The sequence below is a fragment of the Bradyrhizobium sp. Ai1a-2 genome (assembly GCF_000426245.1).
Classification (GTDB): domain Bacteria; phylum Pseudomonadota; class Alphaproteobacteria; order Rhizobiales; family Xanthobacteraceae; genus Bradyrhizobium.
This window is the reverse complement of sequence record NZ_AUEZ01000010.1, coordinates 18,512-37,101: the sequence shown is the minus strand read 5'-3', so window position 1 is coordinate 37,101 and position 18,590 is coordinate 18,512. Positions and strand designations below refer to the sequence as shown.

Below are 18,590 nucleotides of genomic sequence, written 5' to 3'. Positions count from 1 at the left end.
GTCGCCTCACCGCACCATGGCGCCGTAGACGATGTCCTGGACCTGCTCGCGGTAGTATTTCCGGAGTTCGCCGGGCGCCGCCGTACCGACGACCACGACCAGCCGCTCCTTCGGGTCGCAGAAGAACTGCGTGCCGTAGGCGCCGTTCCAGGTGAACTCGCCGGGGTTGCCGGGGACCGCTGACAGGCCTTCACTCGTTCGCACCGCCACCCCGAGGCCGAAACTGAAGCCGCCGCGATGCGGCTCGACGTTCGCAACGTTGTTCTTGATCTCAGGCCCGAGGTGGTTGGAGATCATGTGATGCACCGTCTTGGGGCCTAGGATGCGCTTGCCGTCGAGTTCGCCGCCGTTGAGCAGCATCTGGCCGAAACGGAGATAGTCGCCGACGGTGGCGAACGAGCAGGCGCCGCCGCAGTCGAACTTGGTCGCGGTGTCGAGCAGCTTGATGCTCTGCGGCTTGCCCGTCAGCGGGTCGTTCGGAAACGGACGAGCGAGACGATCGTGCTGCCCCTCCGACGGGTGGAAGGTGGCATCCTTCATGCCGAGCGGCTGCCACACATTCGCGGCCAGATAATCGCCGAGCCGCTGCGAGGTGACTTTCTCGACCACCGCGCCGAGCACGTCGATCGAGAAGCCGTATTCGAACTCCGTCCCCGGCTGGTGCACCAGCGGCAGCTTCGTGATGCGATCGATGAAGGCTGACGTATCGCCCTCGATCGCCGGCGCCGTGCCGTCGGGGTGAAGGCGCGCGAGCGGGCTCGCGCTGTCCGGCCGGCCGCCGTACATCAGGCCGGAGGTGTGGCGATAGAGGTCATGAATGGTGATCGGCGAAGCCTGCGCTTCCATCTTCAACGAACCGTCCACCTGCGGAACGCCTACCTTCATGTCGGCGAAGGCCGGATAGTAATTGGCGAGGCTGGCCTGCAGCGGCAGGCGGCCCTGCTCCATCAGCGTCAAGCCGGCGACGGCGGCCATCGGCTTGGTCATGGACGCCAGCGCGAACACGCCATCGAGCGGCATCGGCGTACCCTTGACCGGATCGAGCTGGCCATAGGCCTTGTAGTGCACGAGCTTGCCGTCCCGGGCGATCGCAACCACCGCGCCGGGCACCCGTTTCGCCGCAATCTCGCGGGCGAAGAAATCGTCCATCCGGGCCAGACCCTGCTCCGAGAAGCCGAGCTCATCCGGCCTGGCTTCGGGCAACGGCGCGGCATGTGCCATTTCGAGAACGAGACCGGCAGCCACGGCCGCGGCGATGAGCCTTTTCATGATTCCTCCCAGGGGGCGGATTTCGCCCGATTGTTATGCGATTTATCGGTCTGCCAAATTTATGCTTAAATCATGTCTGGCGACCAACGGAGTTCGATATGACCAGGAAACTCGCAACCGCCACCTTCATCGCTTTGGCGACGCTGGCGCCTTTCGGCAGCATCGCCAAAGCCGCGCAATGCGGTAACGGCCCGGGAGGTTACGAGGCCTGGAAGGCGGAATTCGCCCGGGAGGCAAGCGGCAAGGGCATCGGACAGACCGCCGTCGCCGCCTTGATGCAGACGCACTATGCCAGCGCGACCATCGCCGCCGATCGCGGCCAGCGGAGTTTTGGCCTGTCGCTCGACCAGTTCCTCGCCAAGCGCGGCGCCTCGACCATCGTCGCGCGCGGCCGTTCGCTGAAGCAGTCCCAGGCGGCGCTGTTTGCGTCGATCGAGCAGCGCTACGGCGTCCCGCCCGGGCCGCTGATCGCGATCTGGGGCATGGAGACCGGCTTTGGAAGCCAGCGCGGCAATCAGAACATGCTGTCGTCGATCGCCACCCTCGCCTATGACTGCCGCCGCCCCGAGTTCTTCACCGACCAGCTCTACGCGGCGCTGAAGCTGATCGACCGGGGTGTGCTGACGGGAGCCACGCGCGGCTCGATGCATGGCGAGGTCGGCCAGACCCAGTTCATGCCCAAGAACATCCTGGCCTACGGCACCGGCAATCTCGACGTTGCCGCCAACGCGCTGAACTCGACGGCGAACTTCCTCAAGGCGCATGGCTGGCGCGCCGGCGCGGGCTACCAGCCCGGCGAACCCAACTTCGCGGCGATCGAAGCCTGGAATGCCGCCGGCGTCTATCAGAAGGCGATCGCGATCATGGGCCGGCAGATCGACGGCGAGGGCCGCGCGTCGGCGGCGCGGTGACAGCGGCGATCGCACGCGCATTGTCTCGCTATTGAGCCTGCGCGGTCGCCGTGCCCGCGTCGGGCACCTTGTCGTTCCAATCCGGCGGCACGCCGATCGCTCCCCCGACCAGGCCCGCGATGCCCGGCTCGCGGCCGAATGCTTCGCACGCCGCATATTTCGGTGCGCCGCCTGCCCATGACTGGATGCGATCCATCGAAGGCGGCTTCGCGAGCCCTCCGAACGGCGTCTTGCCGGTGACCAGCATCCGGCTGAAATCGTCGCCGAACGCGCTCGCCAGTTCGTAGGCGTCGCCCGACGGAGAAACGCGCGCCGAACCGGAGAGGGCATTGGCGCCGCGCCCCCAGACCATGGCGGCTTCCTGCTTGCCATCACGCGCCCGCGCCTCCGCTTCGACCGACAATGAGCCGAGGCCGATGGGGATGCGAGGGACCGGTACCGGCACGCCGGGCAGCAGCACGGTCTTGGCGATGGATGCCCCTTTCGATGCCGCCACCGCCTTTTCGTCGGTCGGGGTCATCACCGTGACCAGCGAATGAACCGTGATATCCGCGTCGTCGCTCGCGCCCACCACGGTGAAGCGTTCGCTGAGGCCGGCGCAAAGAGAGCGATCGATCGCGTTGGCAACCAGTCTGCGCTCCTGGTCCGTGATCCCCTCCACCTTTGCCTTGTCAGCAATCGTCGCGGGGATGATCCGCACCGTGCGCGCCGCCAACACTTCACCTTCACGCACATAGAGCTTCGACTTCGTGACCACGCCGTCGGAGGGCTGGAGCTGACTATACGACGTCAGCGAGCCGCCCTGATCCAGCGCCACCGTCGCACAGCCGGGCATCAGGGAAGCGGCGGTCAACGCCGCCGCAACCCGCAACGCGGCGCGACCGGACACATTTCGCATCCGCCATCGGAGCAGCTTCCCTGGAGCGTGATGACTTTTCTTCGAATCGTCATCCCGCTCCAGCCCTTTGTTTGAGCATGATCTCCGCGCAAACGCTTCGCGTTTGTCGCGAGGGAAAACCGGTTTCCACTTTTCCGGATCATGCTCTAGCGGGCGATGAACGACCATCTGGCAGTCCTGTTCCTGACGGCAATGCTGACGACCGCCAGATGCACGACCGATTGAGGCGGAGATATGCTCTGATCAATACAGATCGAAGATTGCGAAATCCTGTCGCAACCTCTGCCGGTATCGTGGTGGGAATTGCTTCTGCCTTCGCTCTTGACCGCGGACTGAGATTTGCCCCGCACCCGTCGAGCGGCCAGCTATTGGCGCGGCAGATGGCGGCATAGGAAACGGCTATTATCCGCGGGGCTGACAAACGCTTACACTACAAGGAGTAAAGCTGGATCATAGGGCATGACAATGTTGCTCGCGTTTGCGCCGTTTATCGCGTTTGCGATCATCGACAGGTTGCTCGGATCGGTTGCAGGCTTGTTCGCCGGGGCGGTAGTGGCAACCGCGCTGCTCATTCGCGACGTGGCAATCGCCGGCAAGACACCGAAGGTGCTGGATATCGGAGCGGCGGTCCTGTTCAGCGGGATCGCGCTCTATGCCGTCACGTTTGATCCCGACTGGTCGATCATCGCCGTACGGCTCTATGTCGATTGCGGCCTGTTCCTCATTGTCGTCTTGTCGCTGGTGTCCGGCAGGCCCTTCACGATCCAATATGCGCGCGAGACGGTCCCGGAGCAGTTCTGGGCAAGTCCCGAGTTTCTGCAAAAGAACTACGTCATTTCCAGCGTCTGGGCATTGGCGTTCGCCGTCCTCATGGCGACCGAGCTCACTCTGCTTCACGCCCCGCAACTGTCGCCGCGCATCGGAATCTTTGTGATCGTCGGCGCGATCGTTGGAGCCTTGAAATTCACGGGATGGTATTCGGCGCGCGACAAGTCGGTCGCTTGACCTGTGCCCGCGCTAAGGTCGCGCCGGGGTTCCGATTCAAATGTCAAACAGCAGTCTCGTTAGGATGGGTAGAGCGTTTTCGAGCGAAGTGGATACCGGTTCGCGTGAAGAAAACGCGTCAAAACAAGAATCTAGAGCTTCGGTTCTGATTCAATCAGAACCGAAAATGCTCTAGAGCGAAGCGAAACCCATCGCGGCGACGGAGCGAGCCGCGTGAATGATGGGTTTCGCTTCGCTCTACCCATCCTACGTTTGACTTGACAGCGAGTGTGAGTCCGCATTCTCGCGGCGCGTTGCGTCCGAGCTTTGCATCCGTTCCACCCTCCTCGAAATCAGAGGGCGCAGGGAAAGCCGGGTGCTGGTTGCACCCGTGGGTCCCGTGCAACAAAAAGCACGGGAGTAGGACCACAGGTTCAACCGAAGCATTCCGGCTTTCCCTGCGCGATGGTTTTACGGCTTATTTCGTGCTCTTCCCGGTGACCGGGCTTTTTTGCCACCGTCGCCTCCAGCGATGCTCGATCACCAGAAACTTAGCGCCAGCGTCGGGGCGCCAGAACCACACGACTTCGCCGTCCGTGATGCACATGCTCGTCAGTCACGCGCATCACGTCCACCGCATCCCACCGCAACGTTCGTGACGATCGCGAGCCGCCCCTCATCCGCCGTGAGACGCGCGGAGTCATAGTGCTGATTTGCCCGACGACGGAAGCGGAATATTTTCACGCGAAGGGCTGGACAGACTTTTGGCTGATTTGCCCGACGGGTTGTTATGTCGCACCCAAAGCAGCCACATCGTCATTGCGAGCGGAGCGAAGCAATCCATAGCGCAACTTGCGGAGGCGTGGATTGCTTCGTCGCTGCCGCTCCTCGCAATGACGGCGTGAGCAGACGGCCAGGCCCGAAACCGATCACAAACAAATCATCGCGGGCCTTCTGGATAGCGTCACAGTGCTGCGTTAGTCCGACGCTTCACGTTCCAACCTGCAGGATTGCCTGATGAGCCGTTTTGCCGCCCTGTTCGCTCTCGCATTGACCACCGCTGCGAGCCTGATTTCACCGGCCTCAGCCGCCGACGAGGGGCCCGCCTATGGACCGGAATTGCAGGGCTTCGAATATCCCTTCCCGGTTGAGCGCTATCGGTTCTCCTCGCAGGGCCAGGAACTGGAGATGGCCTATCTCGACGTCAAGCCGTCGAACCCGAACGGCCGTACCGTCGTGATGCTGCACGGGAAGAATTTCTGCGCCGCCACCTGGGAAGGCTCGATCAAGGCGCTGACGGCGGCCGGCTATCGGGTGATCGCGCCCGACCAGATCGGGTTCTGCAAATCCAGCAAGCCCGAGCGCTATCAATTCACGTTCCAGCAACTCGCCGGCAACACCCGCGCGCTATTGGCGTCACTCGGCATCGAGCATTCGGTGATGATGGGCCATTCGACCGGCGGCATGCTCGCGATGCGCTATGCGCTGATGTATCCGGCCGCCGTCGATCAGCTCGTGCTGGTCGATCCGATCGGCCTGGAGGACTGGGCGGCCAAGGGCGTGCCGTGGCTCAGCCTCGACGGCTGGAACGAGCGCGAGAAGAAAGTGACCGCCGACACCATCCGCGCCTATGAGCGCGCGACCTATTATTCCGGCAACTGGGATGCGTCCTACGAACCCTGGGTGCAGATGCTGGCCGGCCTGTATCGCGGTCCCGGACGGGAGACCGTGGCGTCGAGCTCGGCGCGGCTCTACGACATGATCGCGACCCAGCCGGTGTTCTACGAATTCGAGCACATCAATACGCCGGTGCTGCTCCTGACTGGCGGCAAGGACACCACCGCAATCGGCAAGGACCTCGCGCCGCCGGACATTCGCGCCAAGCTCGGCAACTATCCCGTGCTCGGCAAGGAGGCGGCCAAGCGCCTCCCGCACGCGCAACTGATCGAATTTCCCGATCTCGGCCACGCCCCGCAAATCCAGGCGCCAGCCCGCTTCCACGACGCCGTGCTCGGATGGCTGCAACATCCGGAGACCGGAGCGACGCTGACGAAATAGCGGTGATCCAGCAGCGTAGGCGTATCGTAGGTTGTTTGGCGTTCCCTGCGTGATCACCGGGCAAATCGCATCAGATCACATCAGGAATTGATCCTGCAGCCAGCGTACCCCGGCGGCATTCTCGAAGGTCACGACGGGGCCATCCGTAACGACGCGCCTGGGAAGGTTGATCCCGGGCTTGCTCCCTGCAGTGACCGCCGCGATGCCGGCGAGGACGGCGCCGCCATGGATGAGACACGACGGATTGCGCACGGTCGCAAACATGCGTCCCTCGAAGACAGCATCGAGAGCAGGTGGCATGGCATCGATGCCGCCAATGAGGATGCTCGTGCGGCCGTGCGCCTTCATCACATCGTAGGCGGCGAGCGCCATGTCGTCGCTGTGAAAGAAGGCTGCATCAATTCGCGCGTGTTTGGCGAGGAGCGCCTCCCACAGTCGCGCCACCTTTGCCAGGTCCCAGTCGGCCGACTGCGTGTCGAGCACCTCGATGCCGGGAAACCGCTTCACCACGGTCTCAAAACCCTTGGCGCGTTCCTGCGCGGCGCTGTGGTCGAGCGGCCCCTGGGTCATGACGATCTTGCCCCGACCGTCAAGCTTGGCGACCAGTGCGCGGGTAACAGCTCGGCCCATGGTCTCATTGTCGGCTCCCAGGTGACTATAGATGCTGAGCTCGCTTGTGGGCGCGATGACGGTTTCCATCTCGATCACGGGAATGCCGGCGTCGATCATTTTCTGCACCGGCTCCATCAGCGTGCCGGTGCCAAGAGCCTGAATGGCAACGAAGTCCCATTTCTGCGACGCCATTCTGTCGATCGCCGCGCGTTGCTTGTTGGCGTCGAGCTCACCATCGAACCAGGTCACGTCGACGTTGAACAGTCTGCCCCAGTACTCGGCCGCCGCCTTGCCCTGAGCGCACCAGGTCGATTGCAGCCCGCCATTGGAGAACGCAGCCTTTAGCGGCTTGTCCAGGCGGCCAGAAGCCGCCTCCGCTCGAGCCTCGCCGAAAGCCAGGGCACCAAACGTTGCTGCCGCTCCTCCAGCCGACGCTCCGGCCAGAAAATCACGCCTGCTCTTGTTCAACGTGTCGGTCATCCCTGCCTCCTGGGTCAACTCGTCCAGCGTCGATGTTGCGTGGAAGTGTGGCAGTACGCGCATCCGGTTGCAAGCTTATCATATATCAACTTGGCGGCCTGCTGCCCGCTCGCGCTGAGCGCGTTGCCGATTACGAAAAGTGCGCGTTCCTGTTGGTTCCAAAGCATCGCTCGCTGCTCGCCTCAAGATTGTGCAATTAGAAAAGTTCCAACGTCGTGCGGTTCCGGATTTCGCGCCAAGTTTATCGATCGACAGTTTCAGGCTTGATGCGCCACGCCATGATGTCAATGCAGCCCGGGTGCGCGGCCGAGTTGCCGCTATCATAGCGTGTGTTAACGTAGTAGTGTTATCGCAGAGATCGATCGGCGGACCCCGCGTGTCGAGATCGGGATGGGCGCGCCGCTGCAATCGGGAAGGTCGGGCAACATCGCTCGACGTTCTGCAGCAAGCGTCGTTCTCGAGCGGGAGGTGCACTGGACCCGGACGACACCGCAAGCGGTTGTCAGGAATGACGGGAGACGAAGGTGGACAGCCTAACCAAGAGCGAGACCTACAAGGGGATTGCGACGCCGATTGCCCGCGACCGTCGGGAGACACCGCAGATCGGGAGTGATGTCGGCTACCAGAGGGTGACGCGCGGAGTCCGGAATCTTCTCGTCGCAGTCATCGGACTGGTGGCGCTCCTCGTCCTCTTGTCGCTATTCGTGAACATCGAGGAAGTCGCCCGGGCTCGCGGCGAATTCATCCCGGTACGGCGCGTCCAGAATATCCAGACTGCCGAGGGCGGCTTGCTCGAAGCAATCCTGGTGCGCAACGACGATCGCGTTTCAGCGGGTCAGGTCCTCGCCAAGTTCCGCGCCACAGACCTGCTGCGCGATATCGATCTGAGCAACGTACGCATCGGCCGGCTCGAAATCGACATCGAGCGGCTGGACTCCTTTGCCAGCGGACGGGACCCCGACCTGGAGAAGTACCGGGCCCAGTATCCGCAGATGGTCGATGAAGCCCTCAAGCTTCACAAGCAGGAAGCGCTGCGGCTGCAGCGTGACCTCGAACAGAAGGATCATACCATCAACGAGGTGAAGACCTCGATTGCATCCGCTGAACAGAAGATCCCGGCTGCGAAAGCTAGCCTTCAGGCAACCCAGGACCTGCTGGAGCGCACGCGCGAAGGAGCGCGCCTCGGCGTGATCGCGCGCAATCGCGTCGCCGGCGTCGAGGAACAGGCTGCACAATCCGAGCGGACCTATGTCGAGCTCGTGTCGTCACTCGACGAACTCAAGTCGCGCATCAGGAGCATCGAGGCCGAGCAGGCTTCGATAACTGCCAAGGCGGCGAGCGATGCGCGCAACGAGCGCAGCGAGCGCATCGGGCAATTGAACGAGGCCAATGTCACGCTCGCGGCGCTCCGCACCCGCTCCCAGGGCATCGAGGTCACAGCGCCCGTCAACGGCATCGTGCACAAGGTGTCGGAGACGCCGATCGGAACGGTGATACAGGCCGGCGGAACGGTGTGCGAGATCGTGCCAACCGATGGCGGCGTGCTGATGCAGGCGCGGGTCACGCCGCGCGATATCGGTTTCGTGCATGTCGGTCAGAAGGCGCTCGTGAAAGCCGACGCTTTCGAATACGGCCGCTTTGGCGCAATCGAGGGCAAGGTGGCCCGCATCTCGCCCTCGAGCGACAAGACCCCGCAAGGGCAGGAACCCTACTTCGTGGCGGAGATCGAGCTCGAAAAGGACCATGTCGGCGTTGACCGATCCCATGTCGTGACGCCAGGGATGACCGGCGAGGTGAGCATCCTCACCGGCGACAAGACGATCTTTCAGTACCTGCTGAAACCCATCTACGTCACTTTGGATTCGGCCCTGCGCGAACGTTGAAGGAGCGTAGGATGGCAAAGTCTAGCCAGCCCAAGGACAAGACCAGGGATAAGAAACGGCCTGCCCCCTCCAATCGCAAAGCCGGCACCGAGACGAGCGGCAAGCTGGGCAAGGCCATCGACAAGCCCATCGGCGCGCCCGACCAGGCGCGCGAGGAAGTGCCGATCGGTTGGGACTTCGGCCCCGAAGGCCAGGCGCCGATCATCCCCGGCCAAGACGAAGGCGCGCCGGCGGATGCGACTCCTGCTTCCGAGGCAGACCAGGCGAGCGGCCATCAAGGCGATGAAAATCGCTCGGACGTATCCGATGATGCTGCACCTGTTGCGTCCGCCGATGGCGGCGCGGCAGCCGCAGCCTACGTCGAGGATGCCGCGGGAGAGGACGGCGGGCAGCGCAGCCACCCGTCAGGACCGACGGTGCATGGCAGCGGGAGCGGCTCTCTCGACGCGATCGCACCGTTGCCGCGGCCGGCTGATCCTGGCGACGGCTCGCAGCCGGCGCGTGCCGCACCGGGCGGGGGCGGCGGTGGCGGCTCGAGCCATGATGACGCGAACCAGAACCAGCCGGGGCAAAGCTATCCGGATCAGCCGCTGCCCGACACGTCCACCACTCCGCCGACCGTCAGCCCGCACGCCCCGCCCGTCATCAGCGGCGCGCACGACAGCGAGCTTGCTGAGGACAAGATCCTTACCTCCAGCGGCCAACTCGCGACCAATGAGGAGCCAGGCGCCATCCACTGGACCGTCGACGGCGGCACCGGCGTCTATGGCAGCCTGACCATCGACGCAGACGGCCGGTGGACCTTCACCATGAACAACGACAGCCCTGCCGTGCAGGGGCTGAACGCCGGCGACACCGTGCAGGAGATCTACACGGTGCACGCCACGGATGACACTGGTGCGGTCGTCGACCAGCAGATCACCGTCACGATCAAGGGAACCGACGATCTTCCCGTGATCAGCGGCACCCACACAGGCGAGGTTACCGAAGACGCAGCCCTCAAGGGCGAAGACGCAACCCTCAAGGCCGATGGCACGCTGACTGCGAGCGACGTCGATGTCGGGGACACCGCGACATGGAGCGTGGTTGGCGACAGCGACGGCACTTATGGCGCACTGACGCTCAATCCGGACGGTTCATGGTCCTACGCGCTCGACAACGATGCGGCACAGGGGCTGAAGGCCGGGGAGACCGTGCAGGAGATCTTCACGGTCGAGGCAACCGACTCCGCAGGCGCTTCCGTCACGCAGCAGATCACCGTCACCATCACCGGCACCAACGATGTGCCGGTGATCTCGGGCACGGCCACCGGCGCGGTCGGCGAGGATGGCACCCTGACGGCGCAAGGTGCGCTGACGACGAGCGATGCCGATGTCGGCGATACTGCGAGCTGGAGCGTGGTCGGCAGCGACACGGGCCACTATGGCGAACTCACGCTCAATGCGGATGGCTCCTGGTCGTACGCACTCGACAATGATGCCGCGCAGGGCCTGAAGGCCGGCGAGACCGTGCAGGAGATCTTCACGGTCAAGGCGACCGACTCCGAAGGCGCTTCGGTCACACAGCAAGTGACGGTGACGATCACTGGCACCAACGACGTGCCCGTGATCTCGGGCACGGCCACCGGCGCGGTCGGCGAGGATGGCACCCTGACGGCGCAAGGCGCACTCACGACGAGCGATGCCGACGTCGGCGACACGGCGAGCTGGAGCGTGGTCGGTAGCGACACCGGCCATTACGGCGAGCTCACGCTCAATTCCGACGGCAGCTGGTCCTATGCGCTCGACAATGATGCGGCCCAGGGGCTGAAGGCCGGAGAGACCGTGCAGGAGATCTTCACGGTCAAGGCCACCGACTCCGCGGGTGCCGAGGTCACGCAGCAAGTCACCGTCACCATCACCGGCACCAACGACACGCCGGTGATCTCGGGCACGGCCACCGGTGCAGTCGGCGAGGATGGTACGCTGACGGCGCAGGGCGCGCTGACGACGAGCGATGCCGATGTCGGCGATACTACGAGCTGGAGCGTGGTCGGCAGCGACGCGGGCCAGTATGGCGAGCTAACCCTCAATGCGGATGGCTCCTGGTCGTACGCGCTCGACAACGACGCGGCGCAGGGACTCAAGGCCGGTGAGACCGTGCAGGAGATCTTCACGGTCAAGGCCACCGACTCCGCGGGCGCCGAGGTCACCCAGCAGGTCACGGTGACGATCACCGGTACCAACGATGTGCCCGTGATCTCGGGCACCGCCACCGGCGCCGTTGGCGAGGATGGCACGCTGACGGCGCAAGGCGCGCTCACGAGCAGCGATGCTGATGTCGGCGACACCGCGACCTGGAGCGTGGTCGGCAGCGACACCGGCCACTACGGCGAACTCACGCTCAATGCGGATGGCTCGTGGTCCTACGCACTCGACAATGATGCGGCCCAGGGCCTGAAGGCCGGCGAGACCGTGCAGGAGATCTTCACGGTCAAGGCAACCGATTCCGCGGGCGCCGAGGTCACCCAGCAGGTCACGGTGACGATCACCGGCACCAACGATGTTCCGGTGATCTCCGGCACCGCCACCGGCGCGGTCGGCGAGGACGGCACCTTGACGGCGCAGGGCGCGCTGACGAGCAGCGATGCAGACGTCGGCGACACGGCGACCTGGTCGGTGGTTGGCGGCGACACCGGCCACTACGGTGAACTGACCCTCAATGCGGATGGCTCTTGGTCCTACGCGCTCGACAATGATGCCGCGCAGGGGCTGAAGGCCGGCGAGACCGCGCAGGAGATCTTCACCGTCAAGGCGACCGATTCCGAAGGCGCTTCGGTCACACAGCAAGTGACGGTGACGGTGACCGGCACGAACGACGTGCCCGTGATCTCGGGCACCGCCACCGGTGCAGTCGGCGAGGACGGCACGCTGACGGCGCAAGGTGCGCTCAGTTCCTCGGACGCCGATATCGGCGACACCGCGACATGGAGCGTGGTCGGCAGCGACACCGGCCATTACGGCGAGCTCACCCTCAATTCCGATGGCAGTTGGTCGTACGCGCTCGACAACGATGCCGCGCAGGGGCTGAAGGCCGGCGAGACCGCGCAGGAGATCTTCACCGTGAAGGTGACGGATGCCGCCGGCGCGGAAGTCACCCAGACGGTCACGGTCACCGTCACCGGCACCAACGACATCCCGGTGATCTCCGGCACGGAAACGGGTTTGGTGGCCGAAGATGGCACGCTGACGGCGCAGGGCGCACTGACCTCCTCGGATGCAGACATCGGCGACACGGCAACCTGGTCGCTGGTCGGCGACGACACGGGCCAGTACGGCTCGCTGACGCTCAACCCCGATGGCTCTTGGTCCTACGCGCTCGACAATGACGCGGCCAACGTGCAGGCGCTTGGCAAGGGCGACACTGCGCAAGACATCTTCACCGTCCAGGTGACCGACTCGTCTGGCGCGACCGTGACGCAGCAGGTGACGATCACGATCACCGGCACCAACGACGCACCGTTGATTTCGGGGACAGGGTCAGGGACGGTCGAAGAGGATGGCGACAGGACCGCCAAGGGGGTCCTTACCGCCACGGACGACGAGAGCGGACGCCTTACCTGGCAGATCGTCGGTGACGGCGACAGCCAGTACGGCAGTCTCGGCCTCGACTCCCGGGGCAATGACGCTGGTTGGCATTATGTGCTCGACAACCATGCCGCGCAGGGCTTGAGGGAAGGCGGGACCGTTCAAGAGATATTTACGGTGCGGGTGACCGATGCTTCCGGCACCAGCACCGACCACACAGTGACGGTCACAATCGTAGGCACCAACGATGCGCCTGTGATCTCCGGCATAGCGACGGGGACCGTGCAAGAGGACGGCACGCTGACGGCGCGGGGCGCGCTCACCTCCTCCGATGTCGACATCGGCGATACGGCGACCTGGAGCGTGGTCGGCGACGATGCGGGCCACTATGGCGCGCTGACGCTCAATCCGGACGGCTCGTGGTCCTACGCGCTCGACAACGACGCGGCGCAAGGGCTGAAGGCCGGCGAGACCGTGCAGGAGATCTTCACCGTCAAGGTGACCGACTCCGCCGGCGCCTCGGTTACGCAGCATGTCACCGTCACGGTCACCGGTACCAACGATGTGCCAGTGATCTCCGGCACCGCGACGGGTGCGGTCGGCGAGGACGGCACCCTCACGGCGCGGGGCGCGCTGACGAGCAGCGATGCCGATATCGGCGACACTGCCACATGGAGCGTGGTCGGCAGCGACACCGGCCACTACGGCGAGCTGACACTCAATGCGGACGGTTCGTGGTCCTACGCGCTCGACAGCGATGCCGCCCAGGGCCTGAAGGCCGGCGAGACCGTACAGGAGATCTTCACCGTCAAAGCGACCGACTCCGAAGGCGCTTCGGTCACACAGCACGTCACGGTGACGGTCACCGGCACCAACGACGTGCCCGTGATCTCCGGTACCGCGACCGGTGCAGTCGGCGAGGACGGCACGCTGACGGCGCAGGGTGCGCTCACGAGCAGCGATGCCGACGTCGGCGACACCGCGAGCTGGAGCGTGGTGAACGATGGTCACAGCACCTATGGCGAGATCACGGTCGACGAGAATGGCCACTGGACCTACACGCTGGACGACGATTCGGCGCAGGGGCTGAAGGACGGCCAGACCGCGCAGGATATCTTCACGGTCACGGTAACCGACAGCGCGGGCGCGACCAGCGAGCATCAGGTCGCGGTGACGGTCACCGGCACCAACGACGCGCCGGTGATCTCCGGCACCTTCGCCGGCGAGGTGACCGAGGACCAGGACCTGACCGCGAGCGGCAGGCTTTCGGTTACGGATCCTGATATCGGTGATACGGCGACGTGGAGCGTCGTGGACGATGGTCAAGGCACCTACGGACACTTGACCCTCGATCAGGACGGCCATTGGAGCTACGTGCTGGACAACGACTCCGCCCAGGGATTGCAAAATGGCCAGCACGCGCAGGATGTCTTCACCGTCAAGGTAACCGACAGCGACGGCGCCGTCTCCGAGCAACAGATCACCATGACGGTGACGGGCACCAACGACGCGCCGGTGATCTCCGGTACACACACAGGCGAGACGCAGGAGGACGTGACGCTGGTGACGAGCGGAGATCTCGTCGCCAAGGATGTCGATGTCGGCGATAGCGTAACCTGGTCGGTGGGTGGATCGGCGACGTCGGACTATGGCTCGTTTACCGTCGACCCCGAGACCGGCCACTGGGTCTATACCCTGAACAACGATGCCGCCCAGTCGCTGCAGCCAGGACAGGTTGTCCACGACAGCTTCACGGTCCAGGCCACGGATGAGTCCGGCGCGACGACAACGCAGGTCGTGACGGTCGACGTGACCGGCACCGCTGACGCGCCTCCTCCTCCGGTCGATGTAGGTGGAGACATCACGCTCGTCGGCGTCAACGACTGGTACAATCCGAGCTGGGGTGGCGGCTATCAAGCGACCTTCGAGCTTACCATCACCGACGATATGCTGCAGGGCGGCAGCCTCGAGGAATGGCTCCTGCAGGTCATCGTCAACAATCCGAACGCGACCATCTCGAACGGCTGGCTCAACGGCTTCAATGGCACCGTCCCCTTCGACCCCGCGACGGGCACGTTCAGCAACGCAGGCCAGGACTACCAGCCCGAGCTGCATGCGGGCGATAAAATCTCGTTCACCGTCGAGGTGCAGGGCACCGGCTACAACAAGGACGATATCTCGTTCTCGTTCCAGGACAGGGATCTTGTGCCCACGGGAACGGCGAGCTTCAGCGCCAGCGTCGCGGCGCCAGCGCCGGATGTCGATACATCTTCGGATACCACGGCCGCGGACGCTGCTGCTGCCGTTGCCGCAGTCGCAATGGATCACGACGCGTCGCCATCGACGGACAGCACACACGCGACGACGGATCACACCAGCGATCAGGTTTCATCCGATCATCTGGCAGACACGACGACAGCCGGCACCAGCGATGCGGCTGGGACTGCGACCCACCCGGCCGACCAGACGGTCGCGGCTGCAGATGGACAAGAGTCCACGGCCGCCGCGTCCAGCGATGCAACAGAGACTGCGGCCGCCGCGCAGCCGGCAGCCGAGCCGTCGGCCTCATCGGACGCGCAGCAGCCAAGCGCTGCGCCCGCAAGTGATGCGCCGGCAACGGATGCGGCCCATGCCGACAGCGGCGCCGCTACAGTCGGCGGCGACCAGCATGATGCGGCCGGGACCACACCTGCGGACACCACTTCACAGGCGGACACGACTGCGGCTTCAGGCACCAGCGAGTCGGACCAGCAGGCGGGCGCAGAGCATGCAGGCCAGCAGGCGACGTCATCGTCGGATGCCTCGTCATCAACGCCCGCAAGTGACGCGCCGGCGACGGATGCGGCTCATACCGACACCGGCGCAACTGCGGTCGGCAGCGACCAGCATGATACGGCCGCGACTGCACCAGCGGACACCGCTTCGCAGGCGGACACGGCTGCGTCAGGTGCGAGCGAGCCCAGCCAGCATGCGAGCGCACAGGATGCGGCTCAGCCGGCGACGTCACCATCGGACGCCTCGTCATCCGCACACGACTCCAGCAGCGCGGCGGCGAGTGGCGATGCAGCGTCCGGGCCGGCCGCGCAGGACAGCGTCAGCGAGATTGCGCCTCCGGTCGATGCCGGTGGAAACATCACGCTGGTGAGCGTCAACGACTGGTACAATCCGAGCTGGGGCGGCGGCTATAACGCGACCTTCCAGCTCACCCTGACCGACGACATGCTGAAGGGCGGCAGCATCGAGGGATGGAGCCTGCAGATCGGCGTCAACAATCCGAACGCTGTCGTCTCGACCGGCTGGCTCGACGGATTCAATGGCACGGTCGCCTTCGATCCCGCGACGGGCACGTTCAGCAACGCAGGCCAGGATTACCAGCCTGAGCTGCATGCGGGCGATACCATCCAGTTCTCCGTCCAGGTGCAGAACACCGGCTTCGACAGGAACGACATCTCGTTCTCGTTCCAGGACCTCGATCCCGTGCCCGCAACGGCGGCAGCGAGCGACGGCGCAGGCGCCGCAGCAACCGTGCAGGATGTCGGACTATCCGCGGATGCCGCCGACATGCAAACGGCGTTCGTGCCGGCGGAGGTTGGCGAACAAGTCGCGCACGATTCCTCTCACGCAGGCGGTGCTGCGAGCGACGCCCAGCAGCATCCGGCCACAAGTACGCCAGCAGAGGCGACGGCGCATGCCGATGCGGCTGCGCCTACAAGCGATGGGCAGAGCTCCGACCAGAGCCAGACGACGGCAGATGCTCAGACCGGCCATGCGTCGGTGGCCGAGGCGGGCGCGGCCGATCGCGATATTTCCGTGACGAGTGCCGGCGATGAGCATCAGTCGGCGGCCGGAAGCGCTGCCGCGGACGCGACGTCACGTGCCGACTCGGATATAGGGGCGAGCGCCGATCACGGGGCGCATCACGGTCAGGGCCATGGCCATGAGGACATGGGACTGCATCTTGGTCAGGACCCTGCTGGCCATGACGATCACGGCGACAGGGGATTGCATCTTGGCCAGGACCCGGCCGGCCACGACGACCATGGCGACAGGGGACTGCACCTTGGTCAGGACCCTGCTGGCCATGACGATCATGGTGACATGGGATTGCATCTTGGCCAGGACCCTGCGGCCCATGACGGCCACGGCGACATGGGACTGCACATCGGCCAGGATCATGATGCGATGGGCGGCGCGGCGCAGGCCGCCACCAGTCCTGTCAGTGCGGATCAAGCATTCACGACACCTTCGACGGCCGGCGCCTACCTGGAATTCGTCCAGTCGCCGAGCAGCGATCACGCGTCAATGGCGCAAGCGGCCGACCAGCAACCACATGGCGGCGCCGCCGACTATGCCCACATGGTCACAGGAGCCGACCAGGGAGCGCACGAACCGCCGCCGCCCGATCATCTCTTTGCCGACGCCCAGATCGACCATAGTCATGGCTCGGGAGCCGACGGTCACGACTCTCACGCGGCGGCCGGCCACGATGATGCGGGCCTCGCCGCCGCGGCTACGCCCCAGGAGCCGATGCCTGCAGAGCAGGACCAAGGCCATGGCGGGCACTAGCGTCATGGCCGGCGGTTCGAACCTTCGGGCGCGGCAGGCAGCGGAGCATCCTCATTCGGTGGGGCGCCTTCCCGATCGAGCCCGATTTCTAGGCGACATCGACGTCTTCATCGGTGATCCCCAGCGCGTCGACGGGCAGATTGCGGTCGTCGTTATCGATGCTGCTACGCCAAACCAGCACGACGAGCTCACGCGTACCCTGGGACCGGACGCCGCGGATCTGTTCGACGAAGCCGCTGCTGCCGCGATCGGCGCGTGCTTGCCGACAAATGCCAGGCTCTACAGCCTCTCGGCCGCGCGGTTCGGCGTCCTGCAAGTCGACACCGCAGACCGCATCGAGACTTTCCTCAACAAGCTCGCATACGGGATACGGGGCTGGGAGCCGATCGGGCCGACCATGCCGGCGGCGACCTCGGTCGGCATCGGCGTCGCCTGCTACCCGCATCACGGTGGCGATGTGGCCGAACTGTTGCAGGCCGCTATCGCCGGTGCCCGCAGCTCCCTGGAGAGCGGCAAACCCTGGTGCCCCTACAGTCCGGTGGTTGATCGCGCTTCGCACCGCGCCGCGCATCTCTTGCGCGATATCGGCCCGGCGCTTGCCGGGCAGGAGCAGCTCCATCTCGTCTATCAGCCCAAGACGGATCTCTCGACCGGCCGCTGCATCGGCGCCGAGGCCCTGCTTCGCTGGGATCATCCGACGCTTGGGTCCATTCCACCGGGCGATTTCGTGCCGCTCGTCGAACGCACGACGCTCGTGCATGCGATGACGAACTGGACGCTGCAGTCAGCACTGTCCCAGGTCGCGCGCTGGCGAGCGGCCGGTCTTGATCCCCTGATCTCGATCAACGTCTCGATGCGGGACGTGGGCGACGACCGTTTCGTGGCGCGACTGGCCGAGCTGCTCGAGCGCCACGCTGTTCAGCCAGGCTGGATCAATATCGAGGTGACGGAAAGCGCCCTGATGAAGGACCCGGTGCGCGTCGGGCGTCACCTCGATGAGGTTCGGCGGCTGGGCGTCGGCATCGAGATCGACGATTACGGGACTGGCCAGAGCGGGCTCTCATATCTGAAATACATTCCGGCGACGTTCGTGAAGATCGACCAGCTCTTTGTCTCCCAGCTCGCCAGCGATCGGAACGACCAGATCATCGTGCGCTCGACGATCGACCTCGTGCACGACCTCGGCTGCCAGGTCGTGGCGGAGGGCATCAGGGACGGAGATTCGCTCGCCTGGTTGCGCGAGCACGGCTGCGATATCGGTCAGGGCAATGCAATTTCGCCGCCGCTCGATCCGGCCAGCTTCGAGCAATTCGTTGCGGGCACATCCGCAGCGTAGGCCGAGTGCGCCGTTCGGACAGCTCCA

General features: G+C 64.8%; 9 protein-coding genes. 6 read left to right on the top strand and 3 right to left on the bottom strand.

Features of this window, described 5'->3' with window-relative positions; genetic code table 11:
* Positions 1-6: 6 nt before the first annotated feature.
* A complete protein-coding gene (locus K288_RS0109640) occupies positions 7-1,269 on the bottom strand; it encodes a serine hydrolase domain-containing protein (protein WP_027579355.1) in 1,263 nt (420 codons plus the stop codon).
* A 98-nt stretch (positions 1,270-1,367) separates the two neighbouring features.
* Here K288_RS0109640 and K288_RS0109635 point away from each other — a divergent pair, with 98 nt between their 5' ends.
* Positions 1,368-2,180 (top strand): lytic murein transglycosylase, encoded by an 813-nt coding sequence (locus K288_RS0109635; protein ID WP_027579354.1) that lies wholly within the window; start codon positions 1,368-1,370, stop codon positions 2,178-2,180.
* A gap of 28 nt (positions 2,181-2,208) precedes the next feature.
* Here K288_RS0109635 and K288_RS45135 read toward each other — a convergent pair whose 3' ends face one another.
* Positions 2,209-3,078 carry a DUF3313 domain-containing protein gene (locus tag K288_RS45135; protein ID WP_051334447.1) on the bottom strand — a complete coding sequence of 290 codons (870 nt, stop codon included), beginning with the start codon at positions 3,076-3,078 and terminating at the stop codon, positions 2,209-2,211.
* Positions 3,079-3,537: 459 nt separating this feature from the next.
* Between K288_RS45135 and K288_RS0109620 the strand changes: the two genes are divergently transcribed.
* Positions 3,538-4,083 (top strand): hypothetical protein, encoded by a 546-nt coding sequence (locus K288_RS0109620; RefSeq protein WP_027579352.1) that lies wholly within the window; start codon positions 3,538-3,540, stop codon positions 4,081-4,083.
* Between the two features lie 996 nt (positions 4,084-5,079).
* The gene (locus K288_RS0109615) at positions 5,080-6,120 is read left to right on the top strand and encodes an alpha/beta hydrolase (RefSeq protein WP_027579351.1); all 1,041 of its coding nucleotides are present in this window, start codon (positions 5,080-5,082) and stop codon (positions 6,118-6,120) included.
* Between the two features lie 75 nt (positions 6,121-6,195).
* Here K288_RS0109615 and K288_RS0109610 read toward each other — a convergent pair whose 3' ends face one another.
* Complete coding sequence (locus K288_RS0109610) at positions 6,196-7,212, bottom strand: sugar ABC transporter substrate-binding protein (protein ID WP_043159545.1); 1,017 nt, start codon at positions 7,210-7,212, stop codon at positions 6,196-6,198.
* A gap of 524 nt (positions 7,213-7,736) precedes the next feature.
* On the opposite strand from K288_RS0109610, the gene K288_RS49500 reads away from it, so the two are divergent.
* Genes K288_RS49500 through K288_RS49495 form a run of 3 tightly spaced genes read left to right on the top strand, consistent with a single transcriptional unit; the run spans position 7,737 to position 18,563 of the window.
* Complete coding sequence (locus K288_RS49500; protein ID WP_027579349.1) at positions 7,737-9,095, top strand: HlyD family type I secretion periplasmic adaptor subunit; 1,359 nt, start codon at positions 7,737-7,739, stop codon at positions 9,093-9,095.
* Between the two features lie 11 nt (positions 9,096-9,106).
* Positions 9,107-17,227, top strand: a complete 8,121-nt coding sequence (locus K288_RS0109600; RefSeq protein WP_027579348.1) for a VCBS domain-containing protein — start codon at positions 9,107-9,109, stop codon at positions 17,225-17,227.
* A complete protein-coding gene (locus tag K288_RS49495) occupies positions 17,214-18,563 on the top strand; it encodes a GGDEF domain-containing phosphodiesterase (protein WP_051334446.1) in 1,350 nt (449 codons plus the stop codon). The genes K288_RS0109600 and K288_RS49495 overlap by 14 nt, the downstream gene beginning before the upstream one ends.
* Positions 18,564-18,590: the final 27 nt, after the last annotated feature.